We start from the raw sequence: 23,647 nt of genomic DNA on the forward strand, positions 1-23,647 counted from the left end.
CGTTGAACCCCAGACGGAAAGGTGCCCCATGCTCACCACACTCGCCGCGGCCGCGCTCGCGATGTCGACGATCATCATTCCCCCCGGTGGCGCCCCCGGCGACACACCCCCGCCGGACAACATCACCATCGACGTCGTGACCATCAACGGTTCTGGCTGCCGGGCGGGAACGGCCGCCGTCGCCGTGAGCCCGGACAACAAGGCTTTCACCGTCACCTACAGCGAGTTCATGGCACAGGTCGGCCCTCAGGCCCTGCCCACCGACTTCCGCAAGAACTGCCAGCTGAACCTGCGCGTCAACGTGCCGTCCGGCTTCACCTACGGCATCGCGTCCACCGACTACCGCGGCTTCGCGCACCTCGAACGCGGCGCCACGGCCCTGGAGAAGGCCAACTACTACTTCCAGGGCATGTCGCAGACCGAGTACAGGCAGCACAACTACAAGGGCCCGCTCAGCGACGACTGGCAGGCGACGGACACGACCGACGTGGCCGCCATCGTCTACCACCCCTGTGGCGAGAAGAGGAACTTCAACATCAACACGGAGCTGCGCGTCATGGCGGGCACGTCCGACAAGAAGCTCACCAGCTTCATCGCGATGGACTCGACCGACGGGTCCATCGAGACGACCTACCACTTCGCCTGGAAGGTCTGCCCGCCCAGGCCGTAGTTCCCCGCCAAGCCGTAGTTCCCGCTAGGTGCCGGGCATTCCGCGAACGGGGTGCCCGGCACGCCCCTAGATGAGGAAGCGGTACGCCGTCGACCCCGGCTCCACGTGCTGGATCTTGAGCGGAGACTCCTTCATCCGCCCCCACAGCAGGTCGTAGTCCTCGCGGCGCCCCAGCTCGATGCACACCAGCGCGGCCCCGGTCTCCCGGTTGTCCCGCTTCATGTACTCGAACTGCACGATGTCGTCGTCCTTGCCCAGCACGTCGTCGAGGAACCGCCGCAGCGCGCCCGGCTCCTGCGGGAACTCCACCAGGAACCAGTGCTTCAGGCCGCGGTGGATCATCGACCGCTCGACGATCTCGGCGTAGCGCGAGACGTCGTTGTTGCCGCCCGAGAGCAGGCACACGACCGTCGAGTCCGGCGCGACGGAGATCTCCTCCAGCAACGCGGCCGAGGCCAGCGCTCCGGCGGGTTCCGCGACGATGCCGTCGGTCTGGTACAGCTCCAGCATCTCCGTGCAGACCGCGCCCTCGGACACGGTGAGGAGCTCGGCGCCGCTGTCGCGCACCATCGGGAACGTCACCTCGCCGGCGCGGCGGACCGCGGCACCGTCGACGAACGAGTCCACCTCGGGCAGCGTCACGGGGCCACCGGCCTGGATGGCGGCGATCATGCTCGCGGCGCCGGCCGGTTCCACGCCGATGATCCTGGTGCGCGGGAAGCGTTCCCTGAACCACGTGCCGACGCCGGAGAGCAGGCCGCCGCCGCCGACGGGCACCACGATCACGTCGGGCGCGCCGCCGAGCTGCTGGACGATCTCCAGGCCGACGGTGCCCTGACCGGCGACCGTGCGGCGGTCGTCGAAGGCCGGGACGAGGGTCGCGCCCGTCTGCTGCGCGTACTCCTTCGCCAGCGCGGCCGCGTCGTCGTAGGTGTCGCCGTCCACGACCAGCTGCACCATGCCCTGACCGAGGGCGTGGATGCGGTCGCGTTTCTGGCGCGGCGTGGTGCGCGGGACGTGCACGCGGCCCTCGATGCCGAGACGGCGGCAGGCGTACGCCATGCCCTGGCCGTGGTTGCCGGCTGACGCGCAGACCGCTCCACCGAACGCGAACTCGGTCTGGCAGAGCAGGTTGAAGGCGCCACGCAGCTTGTAGGAACGGCCGACCTGAAGGTCCTCGCGCTTGAACCACACGCGTGCCCCGGTCCTCTCGGACAACCGCTGGTTGACCTCCAGCGGGGTCGTGCGTGCGACACCGCCGAGCCGGGCTGCGGCCGCGGACACCTCATCAGCGAAGGACATGTCAATACATCTTCCGTGAACGACTTGGGTCTGGCACGCGTACCCCTAGAAGGAAGGGGGCGGTGCCTGTGTTTCGCCTTTTGGGCGTGCTATCGCTGCTCATGATGCTCTCCGTGGTTCCCGCGCACGCCCATGGCGCGCCCACTGACCCCGCGAGCAGGGCTTTCCTGTGTTCGCCAGGTCAGCCCACAGCATCATCCCCGCTCTGCCGCAGCGCCATCGCGGCGGGGTTGCCGTCCAAGGAGTGGGACAACATCCGGCTGCCGAACGTCCGCGGCCAGGACGAGGCCAAGGTTCCGGACGGCCGGTTGTGCAGCGCCGGGCTGCCGAAGTACGCCGGTCTCGACCTGCCGAGCGCGCAGTGGCCGGCCACGAAGCTGAAGAGCACCGACTTCACGTACAAGGCCACGATCCCGCACCAGGGCTCGTTCCGGTTCTACATGACGCGCGACGGCTACTCGCCCGCCGCGCCGCTGCGGTGGGCGGACCTCGACCAGTTCCTCAACGTGCCCTCTCCCCCGTTGGTCAACGGCTCCTACGAGTTCAAGGTGCAGCTGCCGAAGGACCGGACCGGACGCCACCTGATCTACACGGTCTGGCAGAACACGGACACGCCCGACACCTACTACTCGTGCACGGACGTCGAGATCGCCGCGGCCGTGAAGCCCGCGCCCCCGGCCGCCCAGCCCGCACCGGCCGCGGCACCCCCGGTGCAGGCCGAGGCCGCACCCCAGAGCTCCGCGGCACCGTCCACCAAGCCGTCCGCGCCGAAGTCGAGCGTTCCCCGGCCCGTTCCCGTTGCGTCGAGTGCCGAACAACCCCCTTCCAACGCAACGAGATTCGGCATATCGGCCGTGGTGGCCGCACTGGGCGGGCTCGCCGTTCTCGGCGGGATCATGTTGTGGCGCAAAAGAATTCTGTGAACGTCCCGGTCCCCAACAGGTCTAGACCTTCTCTACGATGATCTTCGGGCGCGCAACCCCTGCTACACGAAGGTGTGTACCCGAATGGCTCGAAAACTGTTGGCGTTGCTGGCAATGCTCGCCGCCACCCTCGTCCCGGTTTCGCTCTCGGCAACGAGCACGGCACAGGCGGCACCGTTCAAAGTTCTCGCTTTCTACAACGGCACCTGGGACGCGGCGCACATCGCGTTCGTGAACGAGGCGAACCCGTGGCTCACCCGCGCGGGCCAGGAGAACGGCTTCACCTACGAGTCGACCCGTGACTGGAACCGGCTCAACAACCTGACCCCCGCCCAGGCGCAGGTCGTGATCTTCCTCGACGACGCGCCCACCGGGGCGGCCGCGCGCACCGGTTTCCAGCGCTACATCGAGGCCGGCGGCGGGTTCTTCGGCTTCCACGTCAGCGCGTTCACCCAGAACGCGAACGAGTGGCCCTGGTACCACAACACGTTCCTGGCCAAGGGGAACTTCGTCAGCAACACGTGGGGCCCGACGACCGCGGTGCTGAAGGTCGAGACCCGCACGCACCCGTCGACGCTGCGGCTGCCGGAGAAGTTCACCTCCGCGGTCAGCGAGTGGTACAGCTGGGATCGCGACCTGCGGCAGAACCCGAACATCCAGATCCTGGCGAGCGTCGACCCGTCGAGCTTCCCGCTCGGCACCGACCCGAACCAGCAGTGGCGCAGCGGCTACTACCCGATCATGTGGTCGAACAAGAACTACAAGATGATCTACGCGAACTTCGGCCACAACGCCATGGACTACGCGGCGAACCGGCCGCTGTCGTCCACGTTCGCGAGCGCCACCCAGAACAACTTCCTCATCGACAGCCTGCTGTGGCTGGGCGGTGGCGGCACCCCGCCGCCGCAGGGTGAGTGGAAGACGGTCGTCAACCGCGGCAACGGCAAGTGCGTCGACGCCGCCGCCGCGGGCCTGAGCAACGGCACCGTCATCCAGCAGTACTCGTGCAACGGCACCACGGCGCAGAACTTCCGCGCGGTGGCGACGACCGACGGCTACTCCCGCGTCGAGTACCGCAACGACCCGGCCAAGGTGCTGGACGTGAGCAACGTGTCCACCGCCGACAACGCCGGCATCCACCTGTGGGACTTCGGCGGTGGCACCAACCAGCAGTGGCGGGTCACCACCGGTTCCGACGGCTACTCGACGCTGACCGCCCGCCACTCCGGCAAGTGCCTCAGCGCACCGGCCGGGTCCGGTGACGGCGTGCAACTGGTCCAGGCGACCTGCAACGGGTCGGCCGCGCAGAGCTTCAAGATCGGTTAAGAGGATCGTGAGTGGTTCTGGTCGTCGAGGCGGCCGGAACCACTCACGACCACCCGTTCCCCGGGAAGCGGGTCCGTCGGGTGCGGTGCCCCGAGGAACCCGTACATGTCGTTGAGCTGGTGCAGCGCCTGCACCGCGTCCCGCCACACCGGGCAGGGCCACGCGCGATGCCTCCCGTACCAGGCGTGACACGACTTGCACCGATGGCGCTCGTCGGGCTCGTGCATCCGCAGCAGCCCGCGCCACCACGGCAGGGCGGCACGAAGCTGCTCACGCAGTTCGAACACCTCGTTGGGCGAGTCCGTCTGCGCGAGCTGGTTCATGGTCTTGTAGACGACGTCGATCACTGAGCGGTGAAACGACCCCTGTCGTTCAGCAAGCGCCATGTCCCGGAACCTCCGCGAAGTGGCGATCAGGTGGGCTGTCATGACTGTCGCGGACCGCGCGGACACCCTCCGCAGTTGAGACAGACACGGGGGGAGTCTATGTTGGCCATTGGAGGGCTTTCAACTGGTGAAAATCTCGTCACCCAGATAGCCCTTTCCATGGGTGGAGACGCTCACTGCGCGCGACCGGGGAGGCGGCATGGCGGGGCAACGGTCCCTGGCTGACAAGCTCAACCACCTCTTCGCGCGGCACACCGCCAGGTCAGGCCAGGAGTACAGCAACGAGCAGGTCGCGGCGGCCATCGCGGACACCGGTGTGACCATCTCCCAGAGCTACATCTGGCAGCTGCGCAAGTCCAAGAAGGACAACCCGACGTTCAAGCACCTGCAGGCACTGGCAGGCTTCTTCGGTGTGCCCGTGAGCTACTTCTTCGACGACGAGGTCACCGACCGCGTCGACGAGCAGCTGAAATCGTTGCAGGACGAGCAGTCGCGTCTCAACGAGATCGCCTCGGGCAGCGACGCGCAGCTCATGGCGATGCGGGCGGGGGAACTGTCGCCGGACCGCCGCCGTCTGGTCATGGAACTGCTCGACGTCGTCTACCGACAGGAACAGGCCGAGCGCGGCGAAGGATGACTCGTGGCCGAACGAGATTTGCGCAAGCGGTGCCGCCGCCTGCTGAACGAGCTGGACATCCAGCCGCCGCTCGACGTCGGCGAGCTCTGCCGCCGGGTCGGTGACCAGCGCGGCAAGCCCATCCGGCTGATCGCGCACCCGATCCCGGTGCCCGGCCCGTACGGCGTGTGGATCGCCACCGCCAAGGCCGACTACATCCTGTACCAGCAGGAGACGTCGAAGGCGCACCAGAACCACATCATCCTGCACGAACTCGGCCACCTGCTCGCCGGTCACACCAGCGACGAGCAGGACGACGACCTGCTCGCGGGCCTGTACCCCGACCTCGAACCGGACGCGGTGCGGCGCGCGCTGCGGCGCACGTCCTACGACTCGGAGCACGAGCGCGAGGCCGAGACGGTCGCGACGATCATCCTGGAATGGGCGTCGGTGCTGGACAAGGTGGCGCCGCGGGCGTCGGAGGGTCCCGCCCGCCGCATGTCGAAGTCGCTCGCGGACCGCCTGGGGTGGTTGTAGGTGGAGTACCTCAAGGAGACCCAGGGCATCGTCGCGTTCTCGGCGCTGGCCGTGGTGCTGTACCTGCTGGTGCGGCGCCCGCACGACCCGCGGCTGCGTTCGGTGACGGGTCTGGTGGCCGGCTGGGCGGTCGGCTACCCGTTCGGACGGGCGGCGGCGAACGGGCGGTGGTTCCTCGGGCTCGACCCCATGGTCTGCCAGCTGATCCAGCACTCGATGCTGCAGGTCGGCGTGTACGGCCTGATCTGCTTCTTCATCTTCTCGGCGCTGGACGACGAGAAGGCCAGGAAGCACGCACTCCTGCAGCTGATCCCGCTCGCCCTGTGCATCAGCTTCATGACGTGGGCCGTGCTCGCGATCCCGGACGACCTGAGGGTGGCGGCGGCCCGCGTGCCGAACTCGCTCGGCGGCGGCCCGACCGGCGTCCTCGCCATCACGGTGTTCTACGCGCTGGGCAACGGTTACCTGCTCTACGGCTTCGCGACGATGTTCGTCTGGGCCCGCCGTTACGCCCGTGAGGCCGAGCCCCGGTTGCGCCGCGGTCTGCTGATCACCTCGACGGGCCTCGCGCTGCTGGTGCCCGCCGACGCGATCTTCGTGGCCTCGAACGTCTCGCGCTACTTCGGCGAACCGCTACCCCGCTGGCTGCTGACCACCGCCGTGTGGTTCCTGTTGCCGGGCGTGCTGTTCTGCGTCGTCGGCGTCATCTACCCGATCTTCGCGATGCGGTTCGCGGCGACTCGTTTGTGGCTGCGGCATTTGCGCGCGTACCACCGGCTCTCTCCACTGTGGACGTTGCTGAACCAGTCGTTCCCCGAGGACGCCCTGCACCGCGTGCCGTCCAAGCGCGACACGTTGTCGTTGCGGGGCGTGCACCGGCGCTACTACCGGCGGGTGATCGAGTGCAGGGACGGGCTGGTGCGGATCAGCCCGTACGTCGCCGAGACGCCGGACGAGCTGCCGCTGTCCGAACGGCTGCGGGCCGGGCTGGAGACGCGCAGGTCGGGGGCGGTCACGATGCGGCGGCCGATCGCCCTGGCCGTTCCCGAGGACGACGGCATGGACGCGGACGTGCGGGAACTCGAAAAGCTCGCGGTGGCTCTCCGCTGAGCTTATGGTCCCGGTGTGGACCTGCCCGTGATGCCGCCGGTGAAGCCGATGCTCGCGAAGTCCGTGCCCGTGCTGCCGCGCGGGGACGGACTCGCGTACGAGCCCAAGTGGGACGGCTTCCGCTGCATCGTGTTCCGCGACGGCGACGAGGTCGAGCTGGGCTCGCGCAACGACAAGCCGCTCACCCGGTACTTCCCCGAGGTCGTCGAGCTGCTCCGGGAGGCGCTGCCGCCGCGGTGCGTGGTGGACGGCGAGATCGTGCTGGTCACGCCGGACGGGCTGAGCTTCGACACCCTCCAGTTGCGCCTGCACCCGGCAGCCTCGCGCGTGCGCAAGCTCTCGGTGGAGACGCCGGCGAGCTTCGTGGCGTTCGACCTGCTGGCGTGCGGCTCCGAGGACGTCACCGGGCTCTCGTTGCGCGAGCGGCGCAAGCTGCTGGAGGAGATCGTCACCGAGGTCCCCGGCATCTACCTGACACCGTCCACAGCGGACCCGGACGTGGCGCAGGACTGGTTCACCCGGTTCGAGGGCGCGGGGTTCGACGGCGTGATGGTGAAGGCCCTGGACGGCGTCTACGAGCCCGACAAGCGCGTGATGTTCAAGGTGAAGCACGAGCGGACGGCCGACTGCGTGGTCGCCGGTTATCGGTGGCACAAGGACGGCGAGACGGTCGGGTCGCTGGTGCTCGGGCTCTACCAGGACGGCGAACTGCACAACGTCGGTGTGGCCAGCAGCTTCACCGCGGCGCGGCGGCGGGAGCTGGTCGAGGAGCTCAAGCCGTTGCTCGACCCCGCCGAGCATCCGTGGAGCGCGTGGGCGACGTACGAGGGTCCTGGCATGAACAGCCGGTGGAACCCCGAGAAGCAGCTTCAGGTCGTGCTGCTCGAACCGACGCGGGTCGCCGAGGTGCGGTACGAGCACGTGCAGGGTGGACGGTTCCGGCACACCTCACGGCTTGTGCGCTTCCGTGAGGACAAGACGGCGTTGGAGTGCACGTACGAGCAGCTCGAGGAGGTTCCTCCGGCCGAGCTGGACGCCCTGTTCGGTGAGGCCGAACAACGCAGGCGGACAATCGAGCCGTGAAGGTGATCAAGCGGGACGGCACGCACGAGATCGAGATCCAACGGTCGCGGTTCCTGTGCCACGTCGCCCGCGTCACCTCCGATGCGGAGGCTTCCGAGTTCTTCGCTCGTGTCCGCAAGGAGCACTGGCAGGCCTCGCACAACTGCACGGCGTTCCGGACTCTCGACACCCAACGGTCGTCCGACGACGGCGAACCTGCCGGCACCGCAGGCGTTCCGATGCTGGAGGTGTTGACACGCCGGGACCTCGTGGACACCGCTGTCGTCGTCACCCGCTACTACGGCGGCATCAAACTGGGTGCCGGCGGCCTGGTCCGTGCGTATGGACGGGCAGTGTCGGAGGCCATCGACTCGTTGGGCACTCTCACCCGTGAACGGCACGAGAGCGTGCTTCTGGCCGTGGACCACGATCAGGCGGGGAAGCTGGAGAACGCGTTGCGCGCGGCCGGGTACCACGTCGCGGACACCGAATACGGTCATGACGTCACCTTCACCGTTCTCACGAAGGACCCGGACGACTTCGAGGTCTGGCTCGCCGCCCAGACCGGCGGTTCCGTGACCGCGATCAGGGGCGAGCCGGTGGACCTCGACGGCTAGAACTTGTCGGCCCAGGTCAGGGCGTAGTCGGCGACCTCTTCCCAGCCCGGCGTTCCCATGACGAAGTGCGGGCGGTTCGGGAACTCCCTGATCTCGGTGATCGCGGGGCCCTTGTAACGGCGGGCGTTCTCGCGGTTCATCGACGCCGGCACGACGTTGTCGCCCTCGCTCGCGATGAACAGCAGCGGCGCGCGGTTCGGGTTCTTCAGGTCGACCTTGGTCGCGTTGTGGGTGGTGAAGTTCGCGGTCGCGGCCTGCCACAGCGGGCGTCCGGGCGCGGTGATCGCGAACTGCTGCCGCAGCGCCTCGGCCTCGTCCTCCGGCAGGGTGTTCGTGAACGCGAAGTGCCACTCCTCCGGCGACAGCTCGACGTTGCGCTTGGCGTTCGCCGGGTTCTTGAGCACAGGGAACGCGGCCTTGATCGAGGAGAACGGCAGGCCCAGCGTGCCCTTGGCGGGCGCCGAGTGGATGGCGACACCGGCCTTGCCCAGGCCCCGGTCGAGGAGCTTCTGCGTGATCAGGCCACCGAACGAGTGGCCCATGATGATCGCGTCCTCGGCGTGGTGGTCGCGGATGAACTTCTCGACGTGGTCGGTGATCTCCACGACGCCCAGGCCGTTCGCGATCTCGGGGTGGGCCCTCATCTCGGCGACCTCGCCGTAGCCGGGCCAGGTCGGGGTGAGCACCTCGTGGCCGGCCGCCTCGAACCTCTCGGCGACGTTCTTCCAGCTGGCGGAGGTGAGCCACAGTCCGTGGACCAGCACGATCTTCGACATTTCCGTCTCCCTCGGTGGCGGAGAACGCTCGTTCTCCGGTGTGTTTGCTACAGTAGAGAACGAGCGTTCTCCACGGCAAGGGGTACTGACGGTGACCACGGACACAGAGGCCCGCGAGAGGGTTCTGGAGGCGGCTGACCGGCTGTTCTACGCGAAGAGCGCGCACGCGGTCGGCATGGACGAGCTGCGCGCGGAGGCGGGCGTCTCGTTGAAGAAGCTCTACAGCCTCTTCGACGGCAAGGAGGCGCTGGTCGAGGAGGTGCTGCGCCGGCGGGAGGAGGCCATCACCGCCGCGACCATGAAGTACGTGCTGCGCGCGTCGACGCCGGAGGAGCAGATCCTGGCGGTCTTCGACTGGATGGCGGACTCGTCGGGCACGACCGACTTCCGCGGCTGCGCGTTCATCAACTCCTACGCGGAGCTGGGACCGTCCTCGGAGCGTGTGACCGCGGTGGTGCGCCACCAGAAGTCCGGCGTGCGGGGCGCGATCGCGGCGTTGGTCGCGGCGAGCGGGCGGCCGGAGTGGGTGGCGGACTCGATCTTCCTGCTGTTCGAGGGGGCGATGACGAACACGGCGATCACGGTGTCGTCCGAACCCGCCCGGCAGGCACAGACCGCGGCGCGCTTCCTGCTGGAGAAAACAGCCTGAAGCGCGCCGCGTCTTACCCGTTAGTGCTTACGTACAGGGCAGTGCGTCCGGATCGGCGCCCGCCTTGGGCACCCACCGGATGTTCGCGAACGAGGCCTGGAACGCGCCGTCGGTGTAGACGAGGAACGGCGTGTTGACGCTCTCCAGGTCCAGTCCCTTGTTGGAGAAGCAGGAGACCGGGATCTTGACGGTCGACTTCTGTCCAATGGGGAGGTTGCGGAACGCCTGCGTGGCATCGATCTCCGCCATGCACGGGTACTGGCAGTGCGAGCTGATGACGGTGCGGTTGGCCGGGGCCTGGTGCACGATCACGTCGAACTGGATGGCCGCGTTGGCGTTGCCGTAGCCGCGGAGGTCGCTGACCGCCTGGCTCTGCAGGTACACCTGGCCAGGGCCGGTGCCGGTCCACGTCGTCTTGAGCGCGTCCTGCTGGACGTTGACGTCGGACTGCACGACGTTGAGCTCGGCGTGCGAGGCCTGGCCGTCGGGCCCGACCACGGTGCCGCCCCAGTTCTCCGCCGAACCGATCATCGACTGGTACGGCGCGATGTCCGTGCGGTTGTAGATCTCCAGGTCCTCGGTGGCCGTGCCGCCGCCACCGCCGGAGCACAGGACGCCGGGGCTGGTCTCGTCGAGCTTGCCGACGCGGCCGGTCTCCCAGTCGCGCAGGCCGTAGCCGAGCTTGAACAGCGGCTTCTTGGCGGGCTCACCCGGCAGCGCGGGGCAGGCCTCGCCAGGCCACGAGTAGGACAGCTTGCCGCTGAACCCGTTGTGGCGGCCCTTGATCAGCAGGTCGGCGATGCCGCCGCCCTCGGAGCCCGGCAGCCAGGCGGCCACGAACGCGTCGGAGCGGTTGATCTCCTTGTTCATGTACAGCGCGCGGCCACCGACGTAGACGGTGATGACCGGCTTGCCCTTGCCGGACACCTTGTCCAGCACGGCGAGGTCCTGCGGCTGCAGGCGAGCGGACTCGAACGACCGCTTGCCGAGGTCGCCCACACCCTCCGCGTACGGCGTCTCACCGATCACGGCGATGACGGCGTCGAACTGCGCCGGGTCGACACCGTCGGCGGTCTCGGCGAACGTGACGTTCGTCGTGCCCAGGGTGTCCTGGATGCCCTTGAGGATGCTGGTGGCGTTGGGGAAGTCGGCGTTGGTGTTGCCGGTGCCCTGCCACGACAGCGTCCAGCCACCGGTCTGGTTGCCGATGTTGTCGGCGCTCTTGCCGACGACGAGAACCTTGCTGCGCTTGGACAACGGCAGCACGCGCTTGTCGTTCTTCATCAGCACGGCGGACTCGCGCACGGCCTCGCGGGCGAGTTCCTTGTGCTGCAACGCCTTCGCTTCACCCGCGTGCTCACGTAGCGAGGGCTTCTTGGCCTCGAAGACACCGGCGCGCAGCTTGACGCGCAGGATGCGGGTCACCGCGTCGTCGATGCGGGCCATCGGGATCTCACCGGCCTCGACCTGGGCGATCGTGTTGGTGATGAGCGCCTTCCAGTCGTTCGGCACCATGAGGATGTCCAGTCCGGCGTTGATCGCCGCCGCACAGCTGGCGTTCGTGCAGCCCGGAACCTGGCCGTGGCCGTTCCAGTCGCCGACGAGCAGGCCGTCGAAGCCCATCTTGCCCTTGAGGATGCCGGTCTGCACGTACTTGGAGCCGTGCACCTTGCCCTCGGCGATGACGTCGTTCGTCCAGCTGTTGAACGAGATCATCACGGACTGGGCGCCCGCGGCGAGAGCACCGTAGTAGCCCTGACCGTGGACGTTGATCATGTCCTTCTCGGACGAGGCGTTGATGCCCTGGTCCTTGCCGCCGGTCGTGCCGCCGTCACCGATGAAGTGCTTGGCGGTGGCGATCACGCCGTCCTCGCCGATGCGCTTCTTCGCGTTGTCCTGCAGGCCCTTGATGGCCTCGTAGCCGTAGGCGCGGGTGATCCGCGGGTCCTCGGAGAAGCCCTCGTACGTGCGGCCCCACCGGTCGTCCTGCACGACGGCGAGCGTCGGCGAGAAGGCCCAGTCCTGCCCCGTCGCGCGAATCTGCTCGGCCGTGGCCTCGTTGATGTCGCGGATGAGGCACGGGTCCTGCGCCGCGCCGAGACCGATGTTGTGCGGGAAGACCGTCGCGCCGTAGACGTTGTTGTTGCCGTGCACCGCGTCGATGCCCCAGATGACGGGGATCTTGGTGCGCGACTGCTTCGACGCCTCGAAGTAGGCGTCGGCCAGCGCGAGCCACTCCTGCGGCGTCGCGTTCTTCTTGGCGCCGGGCCAGCTGCCACCGCCGTTGAGGACGGACCCGAACCCGTAGGTCGTGACGTCCGCGGCCGTGATCGCACCGATCTCGGGCTGCGTCATCTGGCCGACCTTCTCGGCCAGCGTCATGTCCTTGAGGATCGCCTTGATCCGAGCCTCGTCCTTGCGGTCACCCGTGAGCTGGCTCTCGACCTTCGGCCAGTCCTTGAGCGTCGACAGGGACTTCTCGATGCGGGCACAACCGTGCTCCGTCTTCGGCTGGCCGATGACCGGCTGCTTCGGCGGCCAGTGCTGCGCTTCCTGCGCGACGGCCGCCGATGTTGTGCCGGCGACCAGTGTCAGCCCCAGCACTGCGGCGAGAGTGCTTCTCCAATGCATGCCGCGATCCTCAACGGCGTGTTACGTCCACGTCAATGGGAACGCTCTCACGACTTTGTTCCGGAAACTTTCAGGACGAAAGTTCCATACCGGGCCGAGAGTTCGTTCAGAGGACGCGGAGGTCCTGCCGGGGCGTGCTCCAGGCGACCCGATCGGCCGCCGCGAGATCGGTGAAGGCCAGCACCGATTCGTCAAGCCGATGGAACTCCAGGTCGTCCGTCCACGTCTCGTACAGCTCGCCGGCGATGAGCAACAACGGCCGTCCACCGATCACGAGCAGCACCTCGGCCACCACACCCTCGTCGCCGTAGACCGTGACCTCGTCGATCGGCCCGACCGGCAACTCGCTCAACGCACGCCAGCGGGTGCAGTCGCCGGGCTCGTCCCACAGCACCGAGTCCTGCAGCTTGGCCTCGAACTCCTCGTGCCGGTTGCGCCACAACCCGCTCACGGCTTCCTCGTCGAACGTGCAGATGCTGAACAGCCCGTCACCGAGCACCGCCTGCAGTCCCCACAACTGCAGACAGGGCACCTCCGGGTCGTGGAACTGGGGCCCGCTGCCCGGCACGTCCGCACGCAGCGCCCACTCCACACCGACCCACGACTCGACACGCCGGCCACGCAACGCCGTGAACTCACGAGCGCAAGCACTCTCCCCCGTCATGCCAGCAGTATGTGGGCAGACGCCGACGGATCTCCTCCGAACAAAGACGGCCCCCGATTCCCGTAGGAACCAGGGGCCGTCGGAACGAACCGTCAGCCGGCGAGCGCGCGCACCCGGCGCAGCACCTCGTCCGTGCCCAGCGTGCGGGCAACGGCGTGCAGGTCCGGGCTCGCCTTCGACCCCGTCAGCGCCACGCGGATGAGCTGCGCGGCCTCACGGATGGAGCCGGGGTAGGCGTCCGGGTTCTTCTTGAGCTCCTTGGGGTTCGGCGCGAACCCGTGCTTCGCGGCGAGCTCCCGGATCTGGCCGAACCACTCCTGGCCGTCCTCCAGATCCGCGTAGCCGTCGGCGAAGTCCGCGGCGAACGCGGAGATCAGCTCCGGCGACAGCCCGCCGAGGCGCTCGTCGGTCCGGTCGGACACGAGCGGGAACAGCGACGGGAAGAAGAAGCCGTAGGCGGTGCGGAAGTCCGCCCACTTGCGGAGGTCCTTGCGCGGGTTCGCGACCTCCGGGCCGCGCTCGACGCGCAACGCCGCCAGGGCCGCGTCGCGCTCCGAGGCCAGCACGGTGACCAGCTCGGGGTCGTGGGTCTTGGCCCACTCCGACACCAGCGAGATGATCTCCTCGCCGGACAGCGTCGCCACGTAGTCGGCGCAGATGTCGTCGAGCTTCACCAGGTCGACCAGTGGGCCCGCGACGCCGCACTCGGCGAGCGAGATCGGGGCCTCCAGGGCCTCGGCCAGTGGCAGCTCGGCCAGGCGGGCGTTGACCAGGCCGCGCATGTAGTACTGGACGGCCGGGGCCGGGAAGCCCGCCTCGATGAAGAACTCGACGGACGCCTCGGGGTCCTTGCGCTTCGAGAGCTTGCGCCGGGAGCCGCCCTGCTGCTTCATCAGCGGCGCGATGTGGGCGTACTCGACGCGCTCGAAGCCGAGGGCGTCGAACAGCTGCAGGTGGGTGGGGACCGAGGAGATCCACTCCTCGCCGCGGATCACCAGGTTCACGCGCATCAGGTGGTCGTCGACGGCGTGCGCGAAGTGGTACGTGGGCAGGCGCGGCGACTGGTCGGACGCCTTGAGGATCACCACGTCGTTGCGGTTCGCGTCGTGCTCGAGCGGGCCGCGGATCGCGTCGACGAACGACGTCCGCTCCCCCGCCTTGCCCGGCGAACGGAAACGCACGACGTACGGACGGCCCTCGTCCAAAGCGGCCTGAACGTCCTCGGCGGTCTTGTCGCGCCAGATCGCCCACCGGCCGTAGTAGCCGGTAGGCAGCTTGGTGGCCTGCTGGCGGGCGGTGATGTCCGCGAGCTCTTCCTTCGTCGCGAAGCACAGGTACGCGTGACCGGAACGCACCAGCTCACGCACGTACGTCAGGTAGACCTGCTCGCGCTGCGACTGGTGGTACGGGCCGTACGAGCCCACCGCGTCGGCCTCGTCGGGCTCGATGCCGAAGTACTTGAACGCCTTGTTGAACTGCTCGACGGCGCCGGGAACCTCACGCGCCTGGTCGGTGTCCTCGACGCGCACGATGTACGAGCCACCGGAGTGGGACGCGAGGTCGCGGTCGATCATGCCGACGTACAGGCCGCCGATGTGCAGGAACCCGGTCGGCGACGGGCCCAGGCGCGTGACCTTCGCGCCTTCTGCCAGCCCGCGAGGCGGGTACTGCTCCTCCCAGAAGGCCGGTTCAGGCAGGTCCGAGGGGAACAGGGCGTCGACGACGGCACGGTCGAGCATCGCTAGGGGTCTCCAAACCAGGGAAAGAAGTAGCCCCAGGTTATCAACGTGCGCGAGCCGAAATGCTGGCCCCTCGGTGATCGGCCTAAGCTCACCGGCCATGGCCAAGTACCTCGACGTCCACCCGGTCAACCCGCAGAAGCGCGCCATCGACCAGGCCGTGAAGATCCTGCGGGAGGACGGCCTGATCGCCTACCCGACCGACTCCTGCTACGCGCTGGGCTGCCGGCTGGGCAACAAGGACGGCATCGACCGCATCCGGGAGATCCGCAAGCTCGACGACAAGCACCACTTCACGCTGATGTGCGAGAACTTCGCCCAGCTCGGTCAGTTCGTCGTCGTGGACAACGCGGTGTTCCGGGCGATCAAGTCCTCCACGCCGGGCAACTACACGTTCATCCTGCCCGCGACGAAGGAGGTGCCGCGCCGCATGATGCACGCGAAGAAGAAGACGGTCGGCGCGCGCATCCCCGACCACGTCGTGACGCAGGCGCTGCTGGAGGCGATGGGCGAGCCGCTGCTCACCAGCACCCTGCTGCTGCCCGACGAGGCCGAGCCGCTCGTGCAGGGCTGGGAGATCAAGGAACGCCTCGACCACGTGGTGGACGCGGTGATCGACTCCGGGGAGTGCGGCACCACGCCCACCACGGTGGTGGACTTCTCGAGCGGCGAGGCCGAGATCATCCGCTACGGCGCGGGCGACCCGTCCCGGTTCGAGTAGGTCAGGACACGACCAGCGCGTAGTCGGCGTCGGTCGCGGCCGTCTCGACGTGACCGTCGACGTTGACCGAGGTCGCGATCACCTCGACCGTCCAGTTGCCCGCGGCGGGCGTCTGGACGAGGACGTTCTCCACGGTGTCGACGGTGTTCGCGACGCCGCCGGACGTGGACCAGTTGCCGGCCAGCAGGCCGTTGTTGCCCCAGTAGACGGTGCCGTTCGGGGCGGTGACCTTCAGCGTCAGGTCGTTGACGGTCGCCTTGGCCGCGGTCGGCGAACCGGCCGGGTCGGTGTAGGCCAGCGTCGCGCGCAGCGGCGTCTGGCCGTTGGACGCGACGGTGTACTTGCGCGACTGACCGGTGGCCAGCAGGTCCGTCTCGTTCACCAGCACCGGCAGCTTCCAGCCGCCCGCCTTCGCGCGGTCGTAGAGGTTGCGGACCGACGCCGTGCCCCAGCCCTGGTGCGTGCGCGTCTGGTCGTGGGTGGTGCCGGAGAACGTGAACTGGTTGGCGGTGTTGATCAGCAGCGCCTTGGCGGTCGCCGCGTGCGGGCGGGACGCGAACACGTCACGGCCCTTGCCCGGCGCGCCGTCGAACACGCCGTCGGCCCACATCTGGAACAGCAGACCGGCGTTGCCGCAGGTGATCGGCGTCGCGCCGGACGTGCCGCCGAACGACGTCGTGTAGGCGGTGTCGCTGGTGGACGTCGTGGTGTCGATGCGGTCGTAGTAGTTCGAGATCTCCGGCTTGATGCGGCCGTCGGCGGCGGGGCCGATCGACGCGCCACCGTTCCACTTGTCGTCCGCGCGGTCGAGGGTGTTGTAGTGGTACTGGCCGCCGACCGACAGCACGTTCTTCGCCCACGCCTGGGGACGCGAGCTTCTGGTGCCCGCGTTGCTCTGCGACTGGCAGATCAGCAGGTCGTGGTCGAACACGATCCGGTCCATCTGCTGCGAGATCGAGTTGTACGCCGTGGTGAGCGAGTCACCCCAGCTGTTGGACTGGAACACGGCCTTGTACTGACCGGCCGGGTCGACGAGCTGCTTGGTGTGCGCGTAGCGGTCGCCGGTGTTGTAGACGGCCGTGATGCCCTGGCCCTCCGGCAGCAGGCCGCGGTGCGCGGACGAGACGCCGGACGCGAAGATCTGCCCGTACGTCGAGGTGCCGTGCGAGGTGTTGGTGGTGTTGGCGGTGTGCTGCAACGGTGGCCGGGTGCGGAACTCCTGGTGCGTCAGGCGGAATCCGCCGTCCATCACCTCGCCGCGCACGCCCTGGCCCTTGTAGCCGCCGACGCTCTCGATGTGGTTGGCACCGGACGACTCGCGCGAGATCGCCATGTCGGTCTCCGGCGCGGACACCGGGTCGATCGCGATCACGGCCGGCAGCTTCGCGAGCTGCGCGGCTTGCCCTGCGTCCAAGGTGGCCATGATGTGCTCACGGCTCGCGGAGATGACGTTCACCTTGCCGCCCAAGGACTTCACCTTGGCGGCGACGGCTTTCTGGTCACGCTCGTCCTGCTCGACGAGCGTGATCAGGTAGTCGGAAGCGCCGCCCAGCGCCATGATCTGCGGCTGGGCCTGGAACGGACGCACCTCGGCCACGTAGCTCAGCCGCGACACGCGCGCGGTGCTCGTCATGCGGGCGAGGTAGGTGCCGTCCTGGACGAACGCGCCGAGCCGCACGCCGAGGCCCTGGAGCTGGTGGCGCTGGCCGTCGTTCAGGGTGGTGCGGAACTGCAGCAGGTAAGCGCCCTCCGCCGGGGCAGCGACGGCAGGAACGCCGCTGACCAGCGAGAACACGGCGGCGACGGACAATATTGTGCGCAGCACGAAGACAACCTCCATCGGCAGGGGTGGCGGCGACCGGAGGAAGTCACCGCCCGTGACCAGCACGTTACCGGCAAAGACCAGGTCAGGACATCAGTCGTTCGGCGGTGATCATCTAGCGGGACGATGTAGAAGAATCCGTTCGGCCGCCCATATTCGTTCACCCGGATGGTGCATCCGGAGTAACGTCCGATCGGGTAAGCCCGACATGCCCGGCAAAGCATTTCCGCGCGGAGGACGGATGCCAGTCTCACCTGAGCAGCTGATGGAAGAACTGCGCACCTTGTGCCGTGGGCGCGGTGTGCAGACTCCCGGTATCGACTTGCACGTCGGACCGGCGCTGCGCCAGGTGTGCGGCATCGTCGAGACGGACGGCGCCGAGGCCGTGCGGACGAAACTGCGCGACTGGGTCCTGAACGCGACGCGCGGTTTCCCGGTCGAGGTCCGCAACGCCGTTCTGGCGCCCCTCGGACTGCACGACGACGCGCAGTTCCGGTTCCTCAACGAACGCATCGAGTGGCTCGCGAAGCAACAGGACCGCGGGGCGCGCACGGTGCGCAGGAGGATGGACGCCGGACTGCAGCGCCTGGTGGAGGTGGCGCTGCAGCCGGCTCCTTCGACGACGCACGTGGCGCCGTCGGAACTGTGGCACGTCAAGGAGTTCGACGCGCTGCTGAAGCTGGACGGTCCGACGCCCGCGTGCACGGAACGCCGGACCGTTGTGGCCGACACCGATGGTGTCAACGAGATCGCGTGGTCGATCACGATCCCCTCACCCACGCCCGAAGGTGCTCCAGGTGACCTGGACGTGGAGGTGTTGCACGGGGTCGAGCTCATCGGCCACGAACGTCCGTCCCCGCGACGCTTCCTGATGAAGCTGCGGTTGCCCCGACCCCTCAACGCGGGACAAACGCACCAGTTCGCGCTCGAAGTGCGCGTGCCGCGGGGACAATCGATGCGTCCGACCTACGTGTTCTGGCCGGAGCGGATGTGCGAGTCGTTCCGGTTGCGGGTGCGATTCGACCAGGACGACCTGCCGGAGTCGGTGTGGCGCGTCGAAGAGGCTCTGGCACGCGACACCGACGATCTGACGCCTTGGCCGCAGACGCTGCCGCTGGACGAGATCGGGGAGATCGACGTGCAGTTCCCCCATCCCCGCCAGGGCCGCGGCTACGGCGTGCAGTGGACGCCACGCTAGAAGCCGTGCGAGTTCAGATCGTGTCGATGCAGAAGTGCGGTTCCACGGCTGACACCTCCCTTTGATGGCCAGGGAGAACCGCAGTCCGAAGCGAAGTCAGATCACCGTTGCGATGAAGACGCTGCCTGCCATGAATCCAAGAAAAAGGCAGATAGCGGCAACCTTCATGACGGTGGCGAGTGAGCAGATCATTCTCATCGAAGAATTCACCTTCTCATTCTGACTGGCTTTCGGGCTGTTGTTCTCGCCGATGCACCAAGAGTGGCTTTTCGCCAGTCGAATGAGAACGGGTTTCCTGTTTCCAGCTATACGAGGAAACCCTGGGAATGCTATTTCTGGGCCGTGCGGCGCAACGCCATCACGAGCAGCGCGTGCGAACTGCCGGCGTGCGGGAGCATGCCCTGCCGGACGAGGTCGAGCGCGTGGCAGAACGGCATCGTCCGCACGCGCAGGTCCGCCTCACCGGGTTCGAGCGCCGCCTCGCCCTGGGTGAGGTCGGTGGCGAGGAAGATGTGGTCGACGTGGTTGCTCAGGCTGTCGGCGCCGTGGATCTGGCCGAGCCGCTCCCACTTCGCCGCCCGCAGCCCGGTCTCCTCCGCGAGCTCACGACGTGCCGCGGCCAGCGGATCAGCGTCCGAGTGGTCGACGGCGCCGCCGGGCAGCCGCCATTCGGTGCCGCCGTGCGTGTAGATCCACTGCCGGGTCAGCACGACCTCGTCGTCGTCCTGGATCGCGAGGATCGTGACCGATCCCGGCGCCACGACGTGCGTGTAGGTGCCATGCCCGCCATCGGGTCTGACGACGCTGTCGGAGCGCACCTCGAACCACTCCGACCGGTGGACCACGTTGGTCGCCAAGCGCTGCCAGACCATCACCACACCAGCCGCCTCGTCGAGCCGCGTCATCACCATGACTCACATGGAACCATCGCCGACCGTTCCAGATAGCCCCAGTTGATCGTCAATCAACGGCCAATAAGTGGACATTCGGCATTCGGGTGTTTGACGGCGTACACACTTCCGGGGGGAGGGGGGTGAAGCCGTTGTCGCCCACGTTCGCCCAGGAGGTTCGCCGCCTGCGCAACGAGCGCGGGCTCTCACTCAGTCAGATGACCGGCCTCGTACCGTACAGCAAGGGACACCTCAGCAAGATCGAGAACGGTCAGGTTCACCCGAACCCCGAAATGGCCAGGCTCTTCGACAACGTCCTTCAGGCTGACGGTCACCTGATCGAACTAGCGGACGCGCCGGCCCGTCCGATCCCGAGCGACCACACGACACTCCTCACCTTCGACTCGATGTTCGACCACCACCGCGCTCTGGGCCACCGCCTGAGCCCCGAGGTGGTGTTGTCCAGTCTCCGCCCCCAGGTGGACGCGCTGAGTTCGATGGCCCGCTCCGCCGACGACCCCGGCCTCGGCAGGGGCCTCTGGCTGCTGGCCGCCCGCTACGCCGAGTACGCGGGCTGGATGGAACAGGAACGCGGCGACGACGCCTCGGCGGCCGAACTGACCCGGCGCGCCGTCCAGTACGCCGCACGAGGCGGCGACCCGGACCTGGAGGCCTACGCCTACGTGAGAGCCTCAGAATTCGCCCTGTACCGCGGCGACGCCCACGCCACCGTCAACTTCGCCCGCAGGGCAGGCAAGTCCCGCTCGATCGCCGTCAAAGCCGTGGCAGCCCAACGGGAAGCCCAGGGCTACGCCCTGGCCGGCGCCGCCGACCGCTGCCAGGCCGCCCTCGACCGCGCCGCCGAACTACAGCGAGCCGTGAGCGACTCCCGTTACGGCACAACGAGTCTCGTCGACCAGGTGGCCATCGCCCGCGCCTGGTCGTTCCACGACCTGGGTCGCCACGCCGAGGCCGCCGCGATCCTCGACGACCAGATGCCGCTGATCGCCCCCACCGCCCTGCGCGCCCGCACCCGCTTCGGCCTGCGCAGAGCCCTGGCCCACGCCGAGGCGGGCGACGTCGACCACGCCTGCGACCTGGTGGTCGGCCTGCTGGACGACATCCGCCAGGTGCGGTCGGCGACCGTCCACATCGACCTGACGGCGTTCAGCAAGCTGTTGTCCCGCCTGCGTCCCGCGGCGGGGCGTGAGGTGGCGGGAGAGATCGGCGACATCCTGTTCGCGACCTAGACCGCGGCCCGGTCCTCGCGTTCCAGTGCCTCGGCCATCTCCACCCAGGCCTCCGCGACCCCGCGAGCCATGTCCGCCACCAGTTCCCGGCAGTGCGAAGGCACCCCGGACACCACGGTGGCCCACTCCCCGGACGACACCGCGTGCGTCTCCAGCCACCGCAGCACCAGCCGCCCGTGCTCGTTGAACCGCAGCGACGGGTCGCGGCGCAGAATCGGCAGGGTGGCGTCGGGATCGCGGACGTCGCTCCGCCCGGCGGGCAGCACCGTGTCGGCCCGCTCGGAGGCCCGCATCCGCTCGGGCACGGGATCCAGCCCGGCGCTGAGGCGGCGGCGGACGTCCCGGACGGTCCCAGGGGACACTCCGGAGGCACGGGCGATGTCGCGCAACGAGGCGTCGGGCCGTTCGGCCACCATCCGGCCGGCGAGCCTGCGCCCGGCGGCGGAGTTGACCGGCCTGACCTTGCCGTCGCGGCCCACGCGCACCGGGGCCTGTCCGCCCACGGCCCGCCGCAGCACGCCGACGGACTTGGCGGCGAGGCCGGTGGAGGCCGCGATCGCGCGGTCCGACCACTGCGCATGCGACCGCAGCAGCCGGCGGGCCGCGGCCTCGCGATCGGCGGTCGACAGCGTCGCCAGGTTCAGCGACACCGCCAGCCCGAACAGGTCCTCGACGGGTCCGTCGACGTACTCGACCTCGACGGAACGGCAGCCGCGCAGCACCGCGGCCTTCAGGCGGTGGATGCCGTCGACGACCCTCATCGTCGGGCGGTGCACCACGATCGGTGGCAGCTGGGCGCCGGACGACGCCAGTGAACGAACGAAGTCGTCGCTGCAGCCGCGAAGCCGCGGCGATTCGGCGGACCGCAAAGCGGTGATGTCGATGAACATGCGAAATCAAGCCCCCCAGGCTGATTGTCCCCCGGGACCCCCAGGTACCCGGTGACGACGACGCCAGGTTAGCTAGTCGTTCAACGGGAGCGCCACTCGATCGCGGGACACACGTCCATCACCATGCGCAGGCCGGCCTCGCGGGCGCGGGCGTACGCCGCGTCGTCCACCACGCCGAGCTGGAACCACACGGCCTTGGCGCCGATCTCCGCAGCCTCGTCGGCGAACTGACCGGCGTCCTCCGAGCGGCGGAACACGTCCACGACGTCGACCGCGAACGGGATGTCCGCCAGGGTCGCGTAGCCCTGCTCACCGTGCACGGTCTCGGCGGACGGGTGCACCGGCACGATCTTCTTGCCGCGCTGCTGCAGGAACCGGGCGACGCCGTGGGCCGCGCGGGACGGGTTGCCCGAGAGCCCGACGATGGCCCAGACCTGGCAGTTCTCGAGGATCCAGTCGACGTCTTCGCGCATGCCCTCCACACTAACCTTGTGACCCCGGTCACAATTGACGGAAGCCGGTCGAAACGCCGGGGTGCCCGATCGACGCCTGGGTAGAAACGCACCAGACACCAGGCAGAGGAGACCCGAGATGCGCTTCATGGTCATCGTCAAGTCCACCCCGGAGACCGAGCAGGGCGTGATGCCGACGTCCGACGAGCTCGCCGCCATGGGCAACTACAACGAGGAGCTCGTCAAGGCCGGCGTGATGCTCGCGGGCGACGGCCTCTACTCGAGCGACAAGGGCGCGCGCGTCCGGTTCGACGGCAAGGGCGCGACGACGGTCATCGACGGTCCGTTCACCGAGTCCAAGGAACTGATCGCGGGCTTCTGGATCTGGGAGCTGCCGAGCCTGCAGGACGCCGTGGAGTGGCTGAAGAAGGCGCCGTTCCAGGAGGGCGAGGTCGAGATCCGCCAGGTCCACGGCGACGAGGCGTTCGGTGACGCGCTGACGCCCGAGATCAAGGCGCAGGAGGACCGGCTGCGCGAGCAGATCGCCTCCCAGAGTCAATGAGTGGGCAGAGTCAGTGAGTGCGCGGCAGCGGCACGTCGGGCGCTGAGTGCGCGGTCAGCGCGACGCTCAGGGTCAGCAACGCACGCGGCGAGGTCGGGCGGCAGCCCGTCAGCCGTTCGATCAGCCGCAGGCGGTGGTCGAGCGTGCTGCGGTGGATGTCGAGCCGCCGCGCCGCCGCCGTGCGGTTGCCGTCCTCGCCGATGAACGCCCGCAACGCGTCCAGCAGCGGCTGTTGCGCCACCACGGGTTCGATCACGCGGGCCAGTCGTTCGGCGACGTGCGGCTGGCGCAGCACCGCGAAGTCCGCCAGGACGTTGCGCAGCTCGTAGACGCCCGGCGCACGGCAGGAAGCGATCCGCAGGACGTCCTCCGCCGTCGCACGGGCCGCCGCGAGATCACGCCGGGAAGCCCAGGTGACGCCCATCCACACGTCCAGGCCCAGCTGCTCGTACAGGTCACGGGCCAACGCGAGCTGACCGTCCTGGGCACAGGGCACCAGCACGTAGCCGCCACGAACGCCGTCTAGCACCAGCGCGTCGGCGTTGTCCCGCAACGCTTCCAGCACGCGGGCCGCGTCGTCCTCGGTGGACGCGCAGAACGCGATCACCGCGTACGCCAGCGCCAGTCCGTCGAAAGAACCGTTGTCACGGCCGGAGAGCAGGGTTCTGGCGAGCCGGCGGCGAGTCGCCACGTCCTCGACCGGGGGAAGGTCGAACGGACGGAGGATGTCACGCAGCACGTCTCCCAGCAGCCTGCTGTCCAGCACGGTGGTCACGCGTCGCCTCCTTGAGGGGCCTGCGATGTCGCACCGAACGGTAGGGAACTGTCGACAGTCGGCACAGGTGGCTTGAGGG

25 protein-coding genes are annotated in these 23,647 nt (G+C 68.4%); 14 read left to right on the top strand and 11 right to left on the bottom strand.

What is annotated here, in order from left to right:
- The first annotated feature begins 28 nt into the window (after nt 1-28).
- On the top strand, nt 29-670 hold the full coding sequence (locus tag OG205_RS19095; RefSeq protein ID WP_330277583.1) for a DUF4360 domain-containing protein: 642 nt from the start codon (nt 29-31) through the stop codon (nt 668-670).
- Between the two features lie 66 nt (nt 671-736).
- Here the strand turns inward: OG205_RS19095 and ilvA are convergent, their stop codons facing one another.
- Entirely contained in the window at nt 737-1,972 is a 1,236-nt protein-coding gene (gene ilvA, locus OG205_RS19100) for a threonine ammonia-lyase IlvA (protein ID WP_330277584.1), read from the bottom strand.
- Between the two features lie 86 nt (nt 1,973-2,058).
- Here ilvA and OG205_RS19105 point away from each other — a divergent pair, with 86 nt between their 5' ends.
- The gene (locus tag OG205_RS19105; RefSeq protein WP_330277585.1) at nt 2,059-2,895 is read left to right on the top strand and encodes a lytic polysaccharide monooxygenase auxiliary activity family 9 protein; all 837 of its coding nucleotides are present in this window, start codon (nt 2,059-2,061) and stop codon (nt 2,893-2,895) included.
- Between the two features lie 84 nt (nt 2,896-2,979).
- Nucleotides 2,980-4,221 carry an RICIN domain-containing protein gene (locus OG205_RS19110; RefSeq protein ID WP_330277586.1) on the top strand — a complete coding sequence of 414 codons (1,242 nt, stop codon included), beginning with the start codon at nt 2,980-2,982 and terminating at the stop codon, nt 4,219-4,221.
- Here the strand turns inward: OG205_RS19110 and OG205_RS19115 are convergent.
- Nucleotides 4,218-4,607 (bottom strand): hypothetical protein, encoded by a 390-nt coding sequence (locus OG205_RS19115; protein ID WP_330277587.1) that lies wholly within the window; start codon nt 4,605-4,607, stop codon nt 4,218-4,220. The genes OG205_RS19110 and OG205_RS19115 overlap by 4 nt on opposite strands.
- Before the next feature lie 199 nt (nt 4,608-4,806).
- Here OG205_RS19115 and OG205_RS19120 point away from each other — a divergent pair, with 199 nt between their 5' ends.
- From OG205_RS19120 to OG205_RS19140, 5 genes are read left to right on the top strand one after another with little or no spacing between them, the layout of a single operon-like run.
- Nucleotides 4,807-5,244: a helix-turn-helix domain-containing protein gene (locus tag OG205_RS19120; RefSeq protein WP_319973402.1), complete on the top strand. Its 438-nt coding sequence runs from the start codon at nt 4,807-4,809 to the stop codon at nt 5,242-5,244.
- Nucleotides 5,245-5,247: 3 nt separating this feature from the next.
- Nucleotides 5,248-5,760, top strand: a complete 513-nt coding sequence (locus tag OG205_RS19125) for an ImmA/IrrE family metallo-endopeptidase (protein WP_319973403.1) — start codon at nt 5,248-5,250, stop codon at nt 5,758-5,760.
- Nucleotides 5,761-6,870 (top strand): MAB_1171c family putative transporter, encoded by a 1,110-nt coding sequence (locus tag OG205_RS19130; protein WP_330277588.1) that lies wholly within the window; start codon nt 5,761-5,763, stop codon nt 6,868-6,870. It begins immediately after the preceding gene.
- A gap of 15 nt (nt 6,871-6,885) precedes the next feature.
- Nucleotides 6,886-7,953 carry an ATP-dependent DNA ligase gene (locus OG205_RS19135; RefSeq protein WP_330277589.1) on the top strand — a complete coding sequence of 356 codons (1,068 nt, stop codon included), beginning with the start codon at nt 6,886-6,888 and terminating at the stop codon, nt 7,951-7,953.
- Entirely contained in the window at nt 7,950-8,549 is a 600-nt protein-coding gene (locus OG205_RS19140; protein WP_330277590.1) for a YigZ family protein, read from the top strand. Before OG205_RS19135 ends, OG205_RS19140 begins: the two co-directional genes overlap by 4 nt.
- On the opposite strand, the gene OG205_RS19145 is transcribed toward OG205_RS19140, so the two are convergent.
- Entirely contained in the window at nt 8,546-9,325 is a 780-nt protein-coding gene (locus tag OG205_RS19145; protein ID WP_330277591.1) for an alpha/beta hydrolase, read from the bottom strand. The two genes, OG205_RS19140 and OG205_RS19145, sit on opposite strands and share 4 nt — an antisense overlap.
- A gap of 91 nt (nt 9,326-9,416) precedes the next feature.
- Between OG205_RS19145 and OG205_RS19150 the strand changes: the two genes are divergently transcribed.
- Complete coding sequence (locus OG205_RS19150) at nt 9,417-9,974, top strand: TetR/AcrR family transcriptional regulator (protein WP_330277592.1); 558 nt, start codon at nt 9,417-9,419, stop codon at nt 9,972-9,974.
- A 27-nt stretch (nt 9,975-10,001) separates the two neighbouring features.
- Here OG205_RS19150 and OG205_RS19155 read toward each other — a convergent pair whose 3' ends face one another.
- The 3 genes from OG205_RS19155 to OG205_RS19165 all read right to left on the bottom strand — a co-directional run bounded on the left by OG205_RS19155 (nt 10,002) and on the right by OG205_RS19165 (nt 15,008).
- Entirely contained in the window at nt 10,002-12,575 is a 2,574-nt protein-coding gene (locus OG205_RS19155; protein WP_442916827.1) for a glycoside hydrolase family 3 protein, read from the bottom strand.
- Nucleotides 12,576-12,711: 136 nt separating this feature from the next.
- Nucleotides 12,712-13,269 carry a hypothetical protein gene (locus OG205_RS19160; protein ID WP_330277594.1) on the bottom strand — a complete coding sequence of 186 codons (558 nt, stop codon included), beginning with the start codon at nt 13,267-13,269 and terminating at the stop codon, nt 12,712-12,714.
- 92 nt (nt 13,270-13,361) lie between these two features.
- Nucleotides 13,362-15,008, bottom strand: coding sequence for a glutamate--tRNA ligase (locus OG205_RS19165; protein ID WP_330277595.1), 1,647 nt, complete (start codon nt 15,006-15,008; stop codon nt 13,362-13,364).
- Between the two features lie 100 nt (nt 15,009-15,108).
- On the opposite strand from OG205_RS19165, the gene OG205_RS19170 reads away from it, so the two are divergent.
- Nucleotides 15,109-15,729, top strand: coding sequence for an L-threonylcarbamoyladenylate synthase (locus OG205_RS19170; RefSeq protein ID WP_330277596.1), 621 nt, complete (start codon nt 15,109-15,111; stop codon nt 15,727-15,729).
- A 1-nt stretch (nt 15,730) separates the two neighbouring features.
- On the opposite strand, the gene OG205_RS19175 is transcribed toward OG205_RS19170, so the two are convergent.
- Nucleotides 15,731-17,554, bottom strand: coding sequence for a S8 family serine peptidase (locus tag OG205_RS19175; RefSeq protein ID WP_330277597.1), 1,824 nt, complete (start codon nt 17,552-17,554; stop codon nt 15,731-15,733).
- A gap of 238 nt (nt 17,555-17,792) precedes the next feature.
- Here OG205_RS19175 and OG205_RS19180 point away from each other — a divergent pair, with 238 nt between their 5' ends.
- Together OG205_RS19180 and OG205_RS19185 are read left to right on the top strand one after the other, a co-directional pair.
- Nucleotides 17,793-18,749 carry a hypothetical protein gene (locus OG205_RS19180; protein WP_330277598.1) on the top strand — a complete coding sequence of 319 codons (957 nt, stop codon included), beginning with the start codon at nt 17,793-17,795 and terminating at the stop codon, nt 18,747-18,749.
- A gap of 64 nt (nt 18,750-18,813) precedes the next feature.
- Nucleotides 18,814-18,972 (top strand): hypothetical protein, encoded by a 159-nt coding sequence (locus OG205_RS19185; protein ID WP_330277599.1) that lies wholly within the window; start codon nt 18,814-18,816, stop codon nt 18,970-18,972.
- 106 nt (nt 18,973-19,078) lie between these two features.
- Here OG205_RS19185 and OG205_RS19190 read toward each other — a convergent pair whose 3' ends face one another.
- Nucleotides 19,079-19,660: an NUDIX hydrolase gene (locus tag OG205_RS19190; RefSeq protein ID WP_330277600.1), complete on the bottom strand. Its 582-nt coding sequence runs from the start codon at nt 19,658-19,660 to the stop codon at nt 19,079-19,081.
- Between the two features lie 122 nt (nt 19,661-19,782).
- Here OG205_RS19190 and OG205_RS19195 point away from each other — a divergent pair, with 122 nt between their 5' ends.
- Entirely contained in the window at nt 19,783-20,889 is a 1,107-nt protein-coding gene (locus tag OG205_RS19195; RefSeq protein WP_330277601.1) for a helix-turn-helix domain-containing protein, read from the top strand.
- On the opposite strand, the gene OG205_RS19200 is transcribed toward OG205_RS19195, so the two are convergent.
- Nucleotides 20,886-21,779 (bottom strand): ParB/RepB/Spo0J family partition protein, encoded by an 894-nt coding sequence (locus OG205_RS19200; protein WP_330277602.1) that lies wholly within the window; start codon nt 21,777-21,779, stop codon nt 20,886-20,888. The genes OG205_RS19195 and OG205_RS19200 overlap by 4 nt on opposite strands.
- Before the next feature lie 80 nt (nt 21,780-21,859).
- On the bottom strand, nt 21,860-22,252 hold the full coding sequence (locus tag OG205_RS19205) for a CoA-binding protein (protein WP_330277603.1): 393 nt from the start codon (nt 22,250-22,252) through the stop codon (nt 21,860-21,862).
- 118 nt (nt 22,253-22,370) lie between these two features.
- On the opposite strand from OG205_RS19205, the gene OG205_RS19210 reads away from it, so the two are divergent.
- Nucleotides 22,371-22,793: a YciI family protein gene (locus tag OG205_RS19210; RefSeq protein ID WP_330277604.1), complete on the top strand. Its 423-nt coding sequence runs from the start codon at nt 22,371-22,373 to the stop codon at nt 22,791-22,793.
- Nucleotides 22,794-22,803: 10 nt separating this feature from the next.
- Here the strand turns inward: OG205_RS19210 and OG205_RS19215 are convergent, their stop codons facing one another.
- A complete protein-coding gene (locus tag OG205_RS19215; RefSeq protein ID WP_330277605.1) occupies nt 22,804-23,568 on the bottom strand; it encodes a PucR family transcriptional regulator in 765 nt (254 codons plus the stop codon).
- Between the last annotated feature and the right edge of the window lie 79 nt (nt 23,569-23,647).

Origin of the sequence: Lentzea sp. NBC_00516 (assembly GCF_036346835.1) — a bacterium.
GTDB lineage: Bacteria > Actinomycetota > Actinomycetes > Mycobacteriales > Pseudonocardiaceae > Lentzea > Lentzea sokolovensis.